Annotated in this window: 13 protein-coding genes; 9 read left to right on the top strand and 4 right to left on the bottom strand. The window is 72.6% G+C overall.

From position 1 onward, the window contains the following. Window positions 1-29: 29 nt before the first annotated feature. Window positions 30-659: a GNAT family N-acetyltransferase gene (locus AC529_RS07240; protein ID WP_068754937.1), complete on the bottom strand. Its 630-nt coding sequence runs from the start codon at window positions 657-659 to the stop codon at window positions 30-32. Between the two features lie 164 nt (window positions 660-823). Here AC529_RS07240 and AC529_RS07235 point away from each other — a divergent pair, with 164 nt between their 5' ends. Next, on the top strand, window positions 824-2,035 hold the full coding sequence (locus AC529_RS07235) for an MFS transporter (protein WP_068754935.1): 1,212 nt from the start codon (window positions 824-826) through the stop codon (window positions 2,033-2,035). 43 nt (window positions 2,036-2,078) lie between these two features. On the opposite strand, the gene AC529_RS07230 is transcribed toward AC529_RS07235, so the two are convergent. Further along, on the bottom strand, window positions 2,079-2,798 hold the full coding sequence (locus AC529_RS07230; RefSeq protein WP_068754933.1) for an HNH endonuclease family protein: 720 nt from the start codon (window positions 2,796-2,798) through the stop codon (window positions 2,079-2,081). A 7-nt stretch (window positions 2,799-2,805) separates the two neighbouring features. Continuing rightward, window positions 2,806-3,981 (bottom strand): YihY/virulence factor BrkB family protein, encoded by a 1,176-nt coding sequence (locus tag AC529_RS07225; RefSeq protein ID WP_332307044.1) that lies wholly within the window; start codon window positions 3,979-3,981, stop codon window positions 2,806-2,808. A gap of 488 nt (window positions 3,982-4,469) precedes the next feature. Here AC529_RS07225 and AC529_RS07220 point away from each other — a divergent pair, with 488 nt between their 5' ends. The 6 genes from AC529_RS07220 to glgX all read left to right on the top strand — a co-directional run bounded on the left by AC529_RS07220 (window position 4,470) and on the right by glgX (window position 11,945). Next, a complete protein-coding gene (locus AC529_RS07220; RefSeq protein WP_068754931.1) occupies window positions 4,470-6,164 on the top strand; it encodes a nitrite/sulfite reductase in 1,695 nt (564 codons plus the stop codon). Window positions 6,165-6,200: 36 nt separating this feature from the next. Beyond that, on the top strand, window positions 6,201-6,407 hold the full coding sequence (locus AC529_RS07215; RefSeq protein ID WP_068754929.1) for a hypothetical protein: 207 nt from the start codon (window positions 6,201-6,203) through the stop codon (window positions 6,405-6,407). Continuing rightward, window positions 6,404-7,096, top strand: coding sequence for a phosphoadenylyl-sulfate reductase (locus AC529_RS07210; RefSeq protein ID WP_068754927.1), 693 nt, complete (start codon window positions 6,404-6,406; stop codon window positions 7,094-7,096). Before AC529_RS07215 ends, AC529_RS07210 begins: the two co-directional genes overlap by 4 nt. After that, complete coding sequence (locus AC529_RS07205) at window positions 7,078-7,872, top strand: sirohydrochlorin chelatase (RefSeq protein ID WP_068754925.1); 795 nt, start codon at window positions 7,078-7,080, stop codon at window positions 7,870-7,872. The genes AC529_RS07210 and AC529_RS07205 overlap by 19 nt, the downstream gene beginning before the upstream one ends. Before the next feature lie 206 nt (window positions 7,873-8,078). Beyond that, window positions 8,079-9,710 (top strand): acyl-CoA dehydrogenase family protein, encoded by a 1,632-nt coding sequence (locus AC529_RS07200; protein WP_068754923.1) that lies wholly within the window; start codon window positions 8,079-8,081, stop codon window positions 9,708-9,710. Window positions 9,711-9,827: 117 nt separating this feature from the next. Further along, on the top strand, window positions 9,828-11,945 hold the full coding sequence (gene glgX, locus AC529_RS07195) for a glycogen debranching protein GlgX (protein WP_068754920.1): 2,118 nt from the start codon (window positions 9,828-9,830) through the stop codon (window positions 11,943-11,945). Between the two features lie 133 nt (window positions 11,946-12,078). Here the strand turns inward: glgX and AC529_RS07190 are convergent, their stop codons facing one another. Then, a complete protein-coding gene (locus AC529_RS07190; protein WP_068754918.1) occupies window positions 12,079-12,486 on the bottom strand; it encodes a hypothetical protein in 408 nt (135 codons plus the stop codon). Between the two features lie 150 nt (window positions 12,487-12,636). On the opposite strand from AC529_RS07190, the gene msrB reads away from it, so the two are divergent. Together msrB and AC529_RS07180 are read left to right on the top strand one after the other, a co-directional pair. Then, window positions 12,637-13,059, top strand: coding sequence for a peptide-methionine (R)-S-oxide reductase MsrB (gene msrB, locus AC529_RS07185; protein ID WP_068754916.1), 423 nt, complete (start codon window positions 12,637-12,639; stop codon window positions 13,057-13,059). Window positions 13,060-13,123: 64 nt separating this feature from the next. After that, window positions 13,124-13,777, top strand: a complete 654-nt coding sequence (locus tag AC529_RS07180; RefSeq protein ID WP_068754914.1) for a phosphatidylserine decarboxylase — start codon at window positions 13,124-13,126, stop codon at window positions 13,775-13,777. Window positions 13,778-13,846: the final 69 nt, after the last annotated feature.

Below are 13,846 nucleotides of genomic sequence, written 5' to 3'. Positions count from 1 at the left end.
TTACTGCCCTACCCGCTCCGCGGTGCCCGTCAACCCCTCGGAGTCGGTTGTTTTCCCCTGTCAACGGGTAAAGAAGTGGTGATCGGCCCCTTGGTCCCCTCCGCCGCGGACGCCCCGTCCGCCAGCACCGACATCACCAGAGCGTCGTGGCGGCGCCCCTCCCACAGCAGGGCGTCGCGCAGTCGGCCCTCGACGGTGAAGCCGCAGGCGCGGTAGGCGGCGATGGCGCGCATGTTGAACGCGTAGACGCGCAGCCAGACCCGGTGCAGCCCCACCTCCTCGAAGGCGTAGCGCAGCAGCAGCCGGGTGGCCTCCTGTCCCAGGCCGCGCCCGGTGAACTCGATGGACGACAGCGCGATGCGGTAGGCGGCGCTCTCGTTGTGGACGTCGATGTCGGTCAGGGACAGTCGGCCGTAGAACCGGTCGTCGGGGTTGCCGAGGATGGCCAGGTCGAGCCGTTCGTGGTCGTCGGCGCGGGTGCGGCACCACTCCTCGACCTCCCGCCGGTCGGGGAGGCGGTGCGTGCCGGTGAGGCGCCGGATCTCCGGGTCGAGCATCGCGGCGTACAGCGCGTCGGCGTGCTCGGGTGCGAGGGGGACCAGCCTGACCCGCTCCCCCACGAGCACCGGCTTGCGTCGCAGCACGCTCACGTCGATCACCGAGGAAGGCCCCCTCACCCGTGCCGGAGGTACGCAGACCTCCTATCTAGTGGCGTTCGGGGGATTACGCAACCTCCGTGGAGGGGCCTAGGATCACCCGGAGTGATCTGCGCTGGCCCCGGCGGTGCGGGTCGCTCCGTTCCAACCCTGCGCTGGAGGCCCTCTTGTCCGATCATCCGCCGATTGCGTCCGCGCCCGACGCCGAGGCACGGCGCGCGCGGCTCGGCGTCGCCGGGCTGTTCACGGTCAACGGGCTCGGCTACCCCTCCGTGGTGCCGTGGCTGCCCGCGATCAAGGACAACCTGGAGCTGTCCAACGCCGCCCTGGGCACCGCCATCGCCACCATGCCGCTGGGGGCGCTGCTGACCGGGATGCTCGCCGGGCCGCTCATCGCCCGGTTCGGCAGCGGACGCACCGCGGTGGTCTGCGGCCTGCTGTCGGCGTGGATGCTGCCGGTGGTCGCGCTGGCGCCCAACTGGTGGGTGCTGGCGGCGGCGCTGTTCGTCATCGGCTCCGCGGACACCTGGGCCGACTCGGCGATGAACGCCCACGGGCTGCGGGTGCAGCGCCGCTACGGCCGCAGCATCATCAACACCTTCCACGCGGTGTGGAGCATCGCGGCGGTCACGGGCGGCCTGCTGGGGTCGGCCGCGATCGGGCTGGGCGTTCCCCTGCTGCTCCACCTGGTGGGAACGGCGGTGGCACTCACCGCGGTGTCGCTGGCCTCCTCCCGGATGCTGCTGAGCGGCCCCGAGCACGCCGAGCGCGCCGACGGTCACACCTTGGACGGCTCCCGGCTCCGGCCGACCGCCAGGGCGCTGGGGCTGGTGGCGGCACTGGGCGCGCTGCTGATGCTGGCGGGCGCGGTCGAGGACGCGGCGGCCTCGTGGGGCGGGGTCTACCTGCTCGACGAGATCGGCGCGGCGTCCTTCCTCGCCGGACTGCCGTTCATGGCCTGCCAGGCGATGATGACGCTGGGGCGGCTGGTGGGCGACCGGCTCACCGACGCCTTCGGAGCGGTGGCGGTGGCCCGTACGGGGCTGCTGCTGTCGGCGGCGGGCCTGGGCGGTGCGCTGCTGCTGCCGGGAGTGGCGACGGCCGTGGTGGGCTTCGCCCTGTGCGGGCTGGGCGTGGCCACCCTGTTCCCGCTGACCCTGGCCGCGGCCGGGGAGGTCCCGGGGGTGCGCAGCGGTGACGGGGTGGCCGCGGTGTCCTGGCTGGCGCGGCTGGGCTTCCTGGCCTTCCCGCCGGTGGTGGGCCTGGTCGCCGACGCGGTCTCGCTGCGGGCCGGCCTGGTCCTCGTCCCGGCCGCCGCGCTGGTGGCGGCCTGCCTGGCGTGGAGCCTGCGCCCGCAGCAGCCCGCGGGAGGCGGCTGACGCGGCGGCGGGGCGGGGCGCCCGGCCCCGCGCCCCGGCCCGGTCAGGCGCAGGTGTCGAGCATGGCGGACAGGCCCTCGTAGTCCTGCTCGGACACCGGCAGGTCGTAGCGGTACAGCACGTCGATGTAGAGGACGGCGTAGGTGCACTGGAAGCCCTCGTAGGGCTGCCACTCGCCGGGACCGGAGTCGCTCTTCTCCCGGTTGGCCGGGCCGTCGGAGGCCAGCAGGTTGCCGGGGTCGTTGGCGAACTCCACGCGGGTGTCGCGGTCCCACCGGCTGGCGCCCATGCGCCAGGCCAGGGAGAGCGGCACCACGTGGTCGATCTGCACCGCCTGCGGCTTCTCGGAGGTGAACTCGATGGTCGCACCGGTGTAGGGGTCGTGCAGCGTGCCGGAGAGGACCTTGCAGCCGTCGGAGGCGAGCTGCACGTTCTCCAGGTCACGGGCGAGGATGTCGTTGCGGGTGGAGCAGCCGTTGCCGTCGGTGTCGATCCATCCGCTGCCGAACTCGTCGCGGTCGTAGTCGCCGCGCGGGGCGGGTTCGGCGATCGGGATCTCCCCCAGCCGCTGCCGGGCCTCGACCGCGTCCGCGTCGCCTTCGGGCGCCTGCGACTCGGCCGTGGCGGGCACGTCCGCCTCGATCTCCTCCAGTTCGGCCAGCAGGTCGTCGAGGGCCTGGCAGCCGGTCAGGGCGAGGACGGCCGCGGCTGCGGCAGCCGCGAGGCGGAGGCGCGTTCTTCTGTTGTGCGATGCGGGGGGCATGCGGGTCTCAGTCTCCTGTCTGTGGTCGGGGGGTCGTGGCCTGCTCCGTCACGGCGGTGGAACCGACCGGGGTACGGGGGGCGGGCTCCTGCGTGCGGACCGGCTCTGAGCTGGGGAGAGTCCGACGATCAGGTTCTTTCCCCGTCTCCGGCTCGGAAACCCTGCGCTCCGGTTCGGAGTCGCGCGCCAGGCGTTGCAGGGCCTCCTCGTGGCGTTCCGCCAGGCGCTTGGCCCTGGCCTGGCGGCGTGCGGCGAGCGCGGCCCTGGCCTGGGCGGTCTCGGGGGTCGGCCACAGGGCGTCGATCTCGGCGTTGAGGGAGGATCCGGCGAGCACCGCCACGGCCATGAGGTACAGCCAGATCAGGATGACGATGGGCGCGGTGAGCGACCCGTAGAGATCGGCCTGTCCGAATGAGGCGTTGAGGTAGAACCGCAGTCCCACCGCGCCGAGCAGCAGGATCAGCACCGCCGCGGCCGCGCCGGGCAACTGCCGCACCGGCGGGGTCCGCACGGGCACGCTCAGCGTGTAGAGGGCGACGATGCAGACCAGGCAGAGCAGGCCCACCAGCGGCCAGTAGGACAGGTGCAGATAGCCGGACGCGGCGGGCAGCAGCGCGCGGACCACGTCCGGGCCGGCCACGATGACCGGCAGCACGACCAGCGCGAACAACAGCGCCCCCAGGTAGGCGACGAAGGCGAGCAGGCGGCGGCGCAGGTAGCCGCGGACCCCGTCCAGTCCGTAGGCGATGGTGATGGCCTCGATGAACACGCTCATCGCGCGCGAGCCGGACCACAGCGACACCAGGAAGCTCAGCGAGAGCACCCCGCTGCCGGCGCCGTCCAGGAAGTCGTCCACCAGGGGGGTGACCGCGGTGTCCACCGTCTCGGCGGTCAGCACGGTGGCAGCCAGGTCCAGCATCCAGGCGCGGATCTCCAGGACCGTCTCGCGGCCGAGCACCGAGCTGAGGCGGCCCAGCGCGCCGACCAGGCCGAGCAGCAGGGCGGGCAGGGACAGCAGGGAGAAGAAGGCGGACTCGGCGGCCAGGCCCAGGACGCGGACCCGCATCGCGGAGCGCACGGTACGCACGACCAGCGTGGCGGCGGTCCCGGAGCGGGGGTGGCGGTCGGGCCAGGTCTCGACCGTCTCGCGGACCCATTCCGGGTTCACCCATTTCGGCAGCACTCTTCCGAACATAGCCGAGCTGCCGGTACACCCCCAGGAGTGGGGAGGACCGTCGTCGTTTCCACGCCGTTCCGTTGGCGGTCCGTGACCGGGACCGCCGCCCCGGCCTCTTGTGACACGCCTCACGACCTCTTTTTCCCCCCTGCCGGGTAGACAAATGTTTCAGGGTCATGACATTGTCGTTGTCATGACTGCTGCCATCGACCCCATGCTCTGCGTGCGACGCCACGTGGATTACCTTCGGGTCCGCAGCGCCATCTGTCGCAACGTCGCCTGATCTCTCAGCCGCCTTGTAGCAGTTCCGCCTTCGGGCGCGCTCGGCGCCGACGTTGCCCCTCCTTCCTCCGCTCCGCCCGCCGCGTGGGGAGTCCGGCCGGACGGGCCTCGGTCCGAGGCGCGCCCCCGACCGCAACCCGACCGCGTTCGACCGGACTCGCAGAGTCACGGTCCGCGCCCCCGGTGGACGTCACAGACTCGGAGGACCAGCGATGCCGTCCGCATCAACACCGACCGGCCGCCCCGTCAGGAAGACGACGCGCCCGCGCCGAGGCGAGGGGCAGTGGGCTCTCGGCTACCGCGAGCCGCTCAACAAGAACGAGGAGACGAAGAAGAACGACGACGGGCTCAACGTCCGCCAGCGCATCATCGACATCTACTCCAAGCGGGGCTTCGACTCCATCGACCCGGCCGACCTGCGCGGACGCTTCCGCTGGTACGGGATCTACACGCAGCGCGCCCCAGGCATCGATGGCGGCAAGACCGCGGTGCTGGAGCCGGAGGAGCTCGACGACCGCTACTTCATGATGCGGGTGCGCACCGACGGCGGGCAGCTCAACGTCGCCCAGTTGCGGGTCCTGTCGGAGCTGTCCACCGCCTACGCGCGCGACACCGCCGACATCACCGACCGGCAGAACATCCAGATGCACTGGGTGCAGATCGAGGACGTTCCCACCATGTGGGAGCGGCTGGAGAGCGTGGGGCTGACCACCACGGAGGCGTGCGGTGACACCCCCCGCGGCATGCTGGGCTGTCCGCTGGCCGGGATCGCCGCGGACGAGATCATCGACTCCACCCCGCACATCCGCCAGATCGTCGCCGACCACATCGGCAGCCCGCTCTTCTCCAACCTGCCGCGCAAGTTCAAGACCGCGGTCGACGGCTGCTCGGTGCACTGCACCAACCACGAGATCAACGACGTGGCCTTCGTCGGCGTCATCGGCCCCGACGGCAAGCCCGGCTACGACCTGTTCGTCGGCGGCGGCCTGTCCACCAACCCGATGTTCGCCCAGCGGCTCGGCGCGTTCGTCCGCCCCGACCAGGTCAGCGAGGTGTGGGCGGGGGTCTGCTCGGTCTTCCGCGACTACGGCTACCGCCGCCTGCGGCACCGCGCCCGCATCAAGTTCCTGCTCAAGGACTGGGGTGTGGCGAAGTTCCGCGAGGTGCTGGAGAAGGAGTACCTGGGCTACTCGCTGCCCGACGGCCCCGCTCCGGAGCTCGACCCGGGCACCCGGCGCGACCACGTGGGCGTGCACCGCCAGAAGGACGGCCGCTTCTACGTGGGCTTCGCCCCGCGCGTGGGCCGGGTCAGCGGCACCCTGCTGGGCCGCATCGCCGACATCGCCGAGGCGCACGGCTCCGACCGCGTCCGCACCACCGCCGACCAGAAGCTGGTGATGCTGGACATCACCGAGGACCGGCTGGACTCGGTCGTGGCCGCGCTGGAGGCCGAGGACTTGCAGGTCAGCCCGAGCGTCTTCCGCCGCCAGACGATGGCCTGCACCGGCATCGAGTACTGCAAGCTCGCCATCGTCGAGACCAAGCAGCGCGCCATGCACCTGATCGACGAGCTGGAGCGGCGCCTGCCCGACTTCACCGAGCCGCTGACCATCAACGTCAACGGCTGCCCCAACGCCTGCGCCCGCACCCAGATCGCCGACATCGGCCTGAAGGGCCAGTTGGTCGTCGACGCCGACGGCAACCAGGTGGAGGGCTTCCAGGTGCACCTGGGCGGCGGCCTCGGCTTGCAGTCCGGGTTCGGCCGCAAGATCCGCGGTCTCAAGACCACCGCCGAGGCCCTGCCCGACTACGTCGAGCGGGTGCTGCGGCGCTTCACCGAGCAGCGGCAGGACGGCGAGACCTTCGCGGAGTGGGTGGCGCGCGCCGACGAGGCGGACCTCAAGTGAGCCGCCGGACCGGGAGCGCGGAAGGGGGCCTGGGCCGTGAGTGAGCGGGCCGCCCCCTACTACTGCCCCTACTGCGGGGACGAGGACTTGCAGCCGCACGAGGGCGACGGGACCAGGGGCGAGGGCTACGCCTGGGAGTGCGGCTCGTGCGCCCGGGTGTTCCGCGTCAAGTTCGTGGGCCTGCGCGCCTCCGCCTTCACCGACACCCGACACACCACGCCGAGCGGGGAGGAGAACCGTTGAACGTCACGGTCGACGGTGCGGCGTTCGCCGCCGAGGCAGCCGCGGAACTGGAGGAGGCCAGCGCCACCGAGATCATCCGGTGGGCCGCCGACACCTTCGGCGACCGGCTGTGCGTGACCTCGTCGATGGCCGACGCCCTCATGGTGGACCTGGTGTCCAGGGTGGTGCCGGGGATCGACGTGATCTTCCTGGACACCGGATACCACTTCCCCGAGACGCTGGGCACCCGCGACGCCGTCGCGCAGACCTACCCGGTCAACCTGATCACCGTGGAGCCGACGCGCACGGTGGCCGAGCAGGACCGGGACCTGGGTCCCCGGCTGTACGGCCGCGACCCCAACCTCTGCTGCCACCTGCGCAAGGTGGAGCCGTTGCAGCGGGCGCTGGAGCCGTACGACGCGTGGCTGACCGGGCTGCGCCGCGACGAGGCGGTGACCCGCCGCAACGTGGGCGTGGTGCAGTGGGACGCCCGCAAGCGGAAGATCAAGGTCAACCCGATCGCCCGGTGGACCCAGGACGACGTGGACGCCTACATCGCCGAGCACGGGGTGCTGGTCAACCCGTTGCAGTACGACGGCTACCCCTCCATCGGCTGCGCGCCGTGCACCCAGCGCGTCGCCGAGGGGGCCGATCCGCGCAGCGGACGCTGGGCGGGGACGGGGAAGGTCGAATGCGGTCTCCACGTGTGAGCGGCCGCCGGACGCCCTCCCCCAGCGGGATCCCCCTGGTCGCCGTGGCGCACGGCAGCGCCGACCCCCGGTCGGCGGCCACCGTCGAGGCGCTGTTCGCCCGGGTGCGGCGGCTGCGTCCGGGGCTGGACGTGCGGGTGAGCTACCTCGACCACGTCGCGCCCGACCCGCACTCGGCCGTGGCCGAGCTCGCCGCGGAGGGCGCGGGCGAGGTCGTGGTGCTGCCGACGCTGCTGACGGCCGCCTACCACAGCAAGGTCGACCTGCCCCGGGAGCTGGAGCGGGTGCGCCGCGACTACCCGTGGCTGCGCGTCCGCTACGCCGACACGCTCGGCCCGCATCCGCTGCTGCTGGACGCGGTGGAGCGGCGCCTCGCCGAGGCCGGAGCCGCGCCCGGCCCCGGCACGGCGCTGGTCCTGGCCTCGGCGGGGTCCAGCGACGCCCAGGCCAACGCGGTGGTCGAGGCGGCGGCGCGGGAGCTGGCCGCACGCGGGCCGTGGCGCGAGGTGCGCGCCGCGTTCGCGTCGGCGTCCTCCCCCTCCCCCGACGAGGCGGTGCGTGCGGCGCTCGCGGCGGGGGCGGAGCGGGTCGCGGTGGCCAGTTACCTGCTGGCGGCGGGCTTCTTCGCCGACCGGGTGCGCACCCGGTCCCTGGAGGCGGGGGCGCACGTGGTCTCCGCCGCGCTGGGCGACTGCCCGGAGCTGGCCGAGGTGGTGCTGCACCGCTACGACGCGGCGCTGCGCGCGGAGTACGTCTCGGGTTCCGCCGTGCGCTGAGCCCGATCCGGTCGCGCGGGGCGCCCCGGTCCGGAAGCGGACCGGGGCGCCCCGCGCTGGTGTGCCCCTCTTCCGGGGCGGGGCCGCGTCGGGCGCTCCGCCGGCTCCGGGAGGCCGACCGCACGGGCGGCAGCGGCGCGGCGCGCCCCGTCCGGCTAGCCTGGGTGTCCGGCGTACCCGACCGGGAAAGGGGGTCTGCGTCGGTCATGGCACCCACGCACGAGGTGTTCAACCAGCCCAGTCCGCTGGCCGACTACGACGTCTCCGCCGACCCCGCCCTGTTGGAGGGCCTGGAGCGCGAGGGCGGCGGCTGGGCGGTCGAGCAGGTGCGCGAGCTGGGCCGGCTGGCGGGCAGCGCCAGCGCCCGCTCCTGGGCCGAGCAGGCCAACACCTGCACCCCGGTGCTGCGCACCCACGACCGCTACGGCCACCGCATCGACGAGGTCGACTTCCACCCCGCCTGGCACGTGCTCGTGGACACCGCCGTCACCCACGGGCTGCACGCCGCGCCGTGGGCCGAGGACCGGGCCGGGGCGCACGTGGCGCGGGCCGCCAAGTTCTTCGTGTGGAGCCAGGCCGAGGCCGGGCACGGCTGTCCGATCTCCATGACCTACGCCGCCGTGCCCGCCCTGCGCCACGCCCCCGACCTCGCCGCGCGGTTCGAGCCGCTGCTGACCGCGCGCGTCTACGACTTCGGGCTGCGGCCCCCGCACACCAAGCGGGGCCTGCTGGCGGGCATGTCCATGACGGAGAAGCAGGGCGGCTCCGACGTGCGCGCCAACACCACCCGCGCGGTGGCCGCCCCCGACGGCACCTACCGGCTGCGCGGGCACAAGTGGTTCACCTCCGCGCCCATGGGCGACCTGTTCCTCACCCTGGCCCAGACCGCCGAGGGGCTGACCTGCTTCCTGGTGCCGCGGGTGCTGGAGGACGGCTCCCGCAACGCGCTGAGCATCCAGCGGCTCAAGGACAAGCTCGGCAACCGGTCCAACGCCTCGGCGGAGCTGGAGTACGACGGCGCGCACGCCTGGCTGGTCGGGGAGCCGGGGCGGGGGGTGCGCACCATCATCGAGATGGTCAACGCCACCCGGCTGGACTGCGTGATCGGCTCGGCCGCCGGTATGCGCGCGGCACTGTCGGAGGCGCTCCACCACGCCGCCGAGCGCCGCGCCTTCGGAAAGCGGCTCGTCGAGCAGCCACTGATGCGCAACGTGCTGGCCGACCTGGCCCTGGAGTCGGAGGCCGCCACCGCGCTCATGCTACGCCTGGCCGGTGCAACCGACCGCGCCGTGCGCGGCGACGCGCGCGAGGCCGCGTTCCGCCGCCTGGCGGTGCCCGTGGGCAAGTTCTGGGTGACCAAGCGCCAGGTGGTGCACGTGGCCGAGGCCCTGGAGTGCCTGGGCGGCAACGGCTACGTCGAGGAGTCCGGCATGCCCCGGCTGTTCCGCGAGTCGCCGCTCAACTCGCTGTGGGAGGGGTCCGGCAACGTCACCGCCCTGGACGCGCTGCGGGCCATGCGCCGCGAGCCGGACAGCGTCGAGGCGTTCCGCGCCGAACTCGCCCTGGCCGAGGGCGCCGATCCGCGGCTGGACGCGGCCGTGCAGCGGCTGCTGGCCGACCTGGCCGCCCCGGAGTCCGCCGAGTACCGGGCCCGGTCGGTGGTGGCGGCGATGGCGCTGTGCCTCCAGGCCTCCCTGCTGGTGCGGCACGCACCGGCGGCCGTGGCCGACGCCTTCGTGGCCTCGCGGCTGGACGGCGGGTGGGGCCGTGTCCCGGGCATGCTGCCGGCGTCCGCCGACACCGCGGCGATCCTGGAGCGCGCCCGGCCGCGCCGCTGACGGCGCAGGCGGGCGGCACAATCGGGTGTCGATGGCCGCGCGCAGGCATAGACCGTGCGCGATGGCGGAACAACTTCTCCGTCCGCGACCCCGCAGTGCAGAAGGACAGCGACGCCCATGGTGGAAGTCTGGCCCGGCACCCCCTACCCGCTCGGAGCGACCTACGACGGCTCCGGGACGAACTTCTCGCTCTTCTCCGAGGTCGCCACCGGGGTGGAGCTGTGCCTGTTCGACGACGACGGCGCGGAGACCCGGATCGAGCTGACCGAGCGGGACGGCCACGTCTGGCACGGCTACCTGCCGGGGGTGGGGCCGGGGCAGCGCTACGGCTACCGGGTGCACGGCCCCCACGACCCGGCGCGCGGCCTGCGCTGCAACCCGAACAAGCTGCTGGTCGACCCCTACGCCAAGGCCATCGACGGGCGGATCGAGTGGCACGAGTCGCTGTTCGACTACCACTTCGACGACCCGTCGCGGGTCAACAACCACGACAGCGCCCCCTACCTGCCCAAGTGCGTGGTGGTCAGCCCGTTCTTCGACTGGGGCAACGAGAAGCGGCCCGCCGTCCCCTACCACGAGACGGTGATCTACGAGACCCACGTGCGCGGGATGACCGTGCGCCACCCCGAGGTGCCCGAGCGCCTGCGCGGCACCTACGCCGGCATGGCCCATCCCGCCGTCGTCGACCACCTGCGCGCGCTCGGCGTCACCGCGGTGGAGCTGATGCCGGTCCACCACTTCCTGCCCGAGCACGCCCTGGTCGCGCGGGGCCTGACCAACTACTGGGGCTACAACACGCTGGCGTTCCTGGCGCCCGACAGCGGGTACGCGGCGACCGGCACCCGCGGCGAGCAGGTCCAGGAGTTCAAGGCGATGGTCAAGGCCCTGCACGAGGCGGGCATCGAGGTCATCCTCGACGTGGTCTACAACCACACCGCCGAGGGCGACCACATGGGGCCGACGCTGTCGCTGCGCGGCATCGACAACCTGGCCTACTACCGGGTGCGCGAGGACGACCGGCGCTACTACCTCGACTACACCGGCTGCGGCAACAGCCTCAACATGCGGCACCCGCACTCGTTGCAGTTGATCATGGACTCGCTGCGGTACTGGGTGCTGGAGATGCACGTCGACGGGTTCCGGTTCGACCTGGCCTCGGCGCTGGCCCGGGAGTTCCACGACGTGGACCGGCTCAGCACGTTCTTCGACATCGTGCAGCAGGACCCGGTGATCTCCCAGGTCAAGCTGATCGCCGAGCCGTGGGACGTGGGTCCCGGCGGCTACCAGGTGGGCAACTTCCCGCCGCTGTGGAGCGAGTGGAACGGCAAGTACCGCGACACCGTCCGCGACTTCTGGCGCGGCTACCCGGTCCTGCCGGAACTGGCGTCGCGACTGTCGGGCTCCTCCGACCTGTACCAGGCCGACGGGCGCCGCCCGGTGGCCTCCGTCAACTTCGTCACCTGCCACGACGGCTTCACCCTGGCCGACCTGGTCTCCTACGACCGCAAGCACAACGAGGCCAACGGGGAGGACAACCGGGACGGCACCGACGACAACCGCTCCTGGAACCACGGCGTGGAGGGGCCCACCGACGACCCGGAGGTCACCGCGCTGCGCCGCCGCCAGGTGCGCAACATGCTCGCCACGCTCATGCTCAGCCAGGGCGTGCCGATGCTCTCGCACGGCGACGAGATCGGCCGCACCCAGCACGGCAACAACAACGCCTACTGCCAGGACAACGAGATCGCCTGGATGGACTGGGAGCTGGGCGAGGAGCAGGAGGAGCTGCTGGAGTTCGTGCGGAGGCTGTCCCGACTGCGCCGCGGGCACCCGGTGTTCCGCCGCCGCCGGTTCTTCCAGGGCGACCTGTCCGGTCAGGGCCGGCAGCGCGACATCGCCTGGCTGCGCCCCGACGGGGGGCTCATGGCCGACTCCGACTGGGGTCGGGGCGGGCGGGCGCTGGGGGTGTTCCTCAACGGCGACGCCATCACCGAGCCCGACCGGCTGGGCCGCCGGGTGCGCGACGACTCGTTCCTGCTGCTGTTGAACGCGGAGGTCGGCAGCGTGCGCTTCACCCTGCCGGACCGCAGTTACGGCTCGGCCTGGGAGACGGTTGTGGACACGGCCGAACCCGGCGTGACCGGTCGTCCCCTCCTGCTCGCGGGCGGCGGCGTGACCGTGGTCGACCGGGCGTTTCTCGTGCTCAGAAGGGTGGGGGAGGCTTCGGGGGACTGAGGGGTCCCGCTGTTGCCGGACCGCGGGCGCAGGCTCCGGGATCCTCCTGCGCGGCCGGTGCATCCGACACGGTGCGGGGCGGACCGCAGGCGGGGCGGGCCGGAGAGGACGGCTCCGGCCCGCCCCGCCGAGCTCAGCCGACGCCGTCGCGCACCCTTGCCCGCCTCCTGCGCAGCTCCCCCCGTACCGGGACCGCCGCCGCGGCCAGCAGCCCGGCGACCAGGACGGTGCACAGCAGGGCGGAGGGCAGGTCCCCCGAGGTCTTGGCCCAGCCGGCGAGGGCGTCGGCAGCCAGCAGCCCGGCGGCGAGGGCGGCCACTCCCACCAGCACCAGCACGCGCAGCAGGTCGCGGTCGGACAGCGGGCGGCGGCGCGACCAGTCCTGGGCGGCGAGCCCTTCCAGCCAGGCCAGCGGGGTCCGCGACCGCTCGGCGGCGCCGCGGCCGAGCGCGTGCTTGACGTGCCTCAGCCGCTGCCGTCCGCGGGGCCGCACCGCGGTCGGGCGGCGGTGGCCGATCGACTGCCGGTGTGCGACGGACATGTCCACCTCCGTGCTCTCGCTCGGCGGCCCGCTACCCGATCGCCGGCAACGGAGAACTGCCCATCGGTGAATAAAAAGGACAGAAAGCGTCAGGAGCGGCTTTGCATTCCGGTGCAGCCCCTACCATGCAGAACCGGGTAGCGTCGTTCCATGAGCGAAAAGAACCCACCGGTCAACCGGTCCGAGGAGGAGTGGCGGGCGATCCTCGACCCCGAGGCGTTCGCGGTCCTGCGCCAGGGCGCCACCGAGCGCCCGTGGAGCGGCGAGTACGTGTCGACGACCACGCGCGGCGTCTACCGCTGCCGCGCGTGCGGTGCGGTACTGTTCCGCTCCGAGCACAAGTTCGACTCCCACTGCGGCTGGCCGAGCTTCTACGACCCCGCGGACAGCTCCGCGGTGACCCTCCACGAGGACCACTCCCTGGGCATGGTGCGCACCGAGGTCCGCTGCGCCCGGTGCGACTCCCACCTGGGCCACGTGTTCCACGGGGAGGGCTACCCCACCCCCACCGACGACCGCTACTGCATCAATTCTGTGGCTTTGACGTTGGAAGCGGAGGACACAGTGGAATAGCATCCTTCTTCATGTCATCCGTCCCCTTTCTGATGTGGCACTTCTGCGACGAAGGTTTCCCCCTATGACCCCCGACCGACATCCGGCCGTCCCCCGGCGGCTGGTCCCGCGAATGGCCCGCGGCTCTGCCCCCTGGCTGGTCCCCGCACTGACCGCCGCGGGTATCGCCGTGCTCGCCAGCCGGGGATCACGGGCGCGCAAGGCGCTCGCGGTCCCCGTGGTGGGCCTCGCTGCGGGGATGGCGTGGTTCTTCCGCGACCCCGACCGCGGCCCCGCGAGCGGGCGGTTCCTCTCCGCCGCCGACGGTGTCGTCCAGAGCGTCGATCCGCTGCCCGACGGCAGAACCCGGATCGCGGTCTTCATGAACCCCCTGAACGTCCACGTGAACCGGGCCCCTATCGCCGGCGTGGTGACCGGGATCGAGCACCGTCCCGGTGGCTTCCTCCCGGCCTTCGACAAGGACAGCGAACGTAATGAACGCGTCATCTGGACCTTCGACACCGAAATGGGCGAAGTCACGGTCATCCAGATCGCCGGGGCGATGGTCCGCCGCATCGTCCCGTATCACCAGGTCGGTACGGAGGTCGAGCAGGGCGAGAGGATCGGTCTCATCCGGTTCGGTTCTCGGGTCGACGTCTATCTCCCCCCGGGTGTCGCGCCTGCCGTGGAGGTTGGCCAGAAGGTCCGCGCCGGCGAAACCCGTCTCGACCGCGACTGACCCGACGACCGCACCGTCGGACCCGATCGCCGCGAACCCCCGGCTGTCCGTGGCCGACTACTTCACCCT

Source organism: Thermobifida cellulosilytica TB100 (assembly GCF_001517975.1).
Classification (GTDB): Bacteria; Actinomycetota; Actinomycetes; order Streptosporangiales; family Streptosporangiaceae; genus Thermobifida; species Thermobifida cellulosilytica.
This window is presented reverse-complemented; position numbering and strand designations above follow the sequence as displayed.

What these genes read in the sequence shown, in the direction of transcription:
- AC529_RS07230 (WP_068754933.1), bottom strand. Translation starts at nt 2,798, where the DNA reads ATGCCCCCCGCATCGCACAACAGAAGAACGCGCCTCCGCCTCGCGGCT.
- AC529_RS07220 (WP_068754931.1), top strand. Translation starts at nt 4,470, where the DNA reads ATGCCGTCCGCATCAACACCGACCGGCCGCCCCGTCAGGAAGACGACG.
- AC529_RS07205 (WP_068754925.1), top strand. Translation starts at nt 7,078, where the DNA reads ATGCGGTCTCCACGTGTGAGCGGCCGCCGGACGCCCTCCCCCAGCGGG.
- AC529_RS07200 (WP_068754923.1), top strand. Translation starts at nt 8,079, where the DNA reads ATGGCACCCACGCACGAGGTGTTCAACCAGCCCAGTCCGCTGGCCGAC.
- glgX (WP_068754920.1), top strand. Translation starts at nt 9,828, where the DNA reads ATGGTGGAAGTCTGGCCCGGCACCCCCTACCCGCTCGGAGCGACCTAC.
- AC529_RS07190 (WP_068754918.1), bottom strand. Translation starts at nt 12,486, where the DNA reads ATGTCCGTCGCACACCGGCAGTCGATCGGCCACCGCCGCCCGACCGCG.
- msrB (WP_068754916.1), top strand. Translation starts at nt 12,637, where the DNA reads ATGAGCGAAAAGAACCCACCGGTCAACCGGTCCGAGGAGGAGTGGCGG.
- AC529_RS07180 (WP_068754914.1), top strand. Translation starts at nt 13,124, where the DNA reads ATGACCCCCGACCGACATCCGGCCGTCCCCCGGCGGCTGGTCCCGCGA.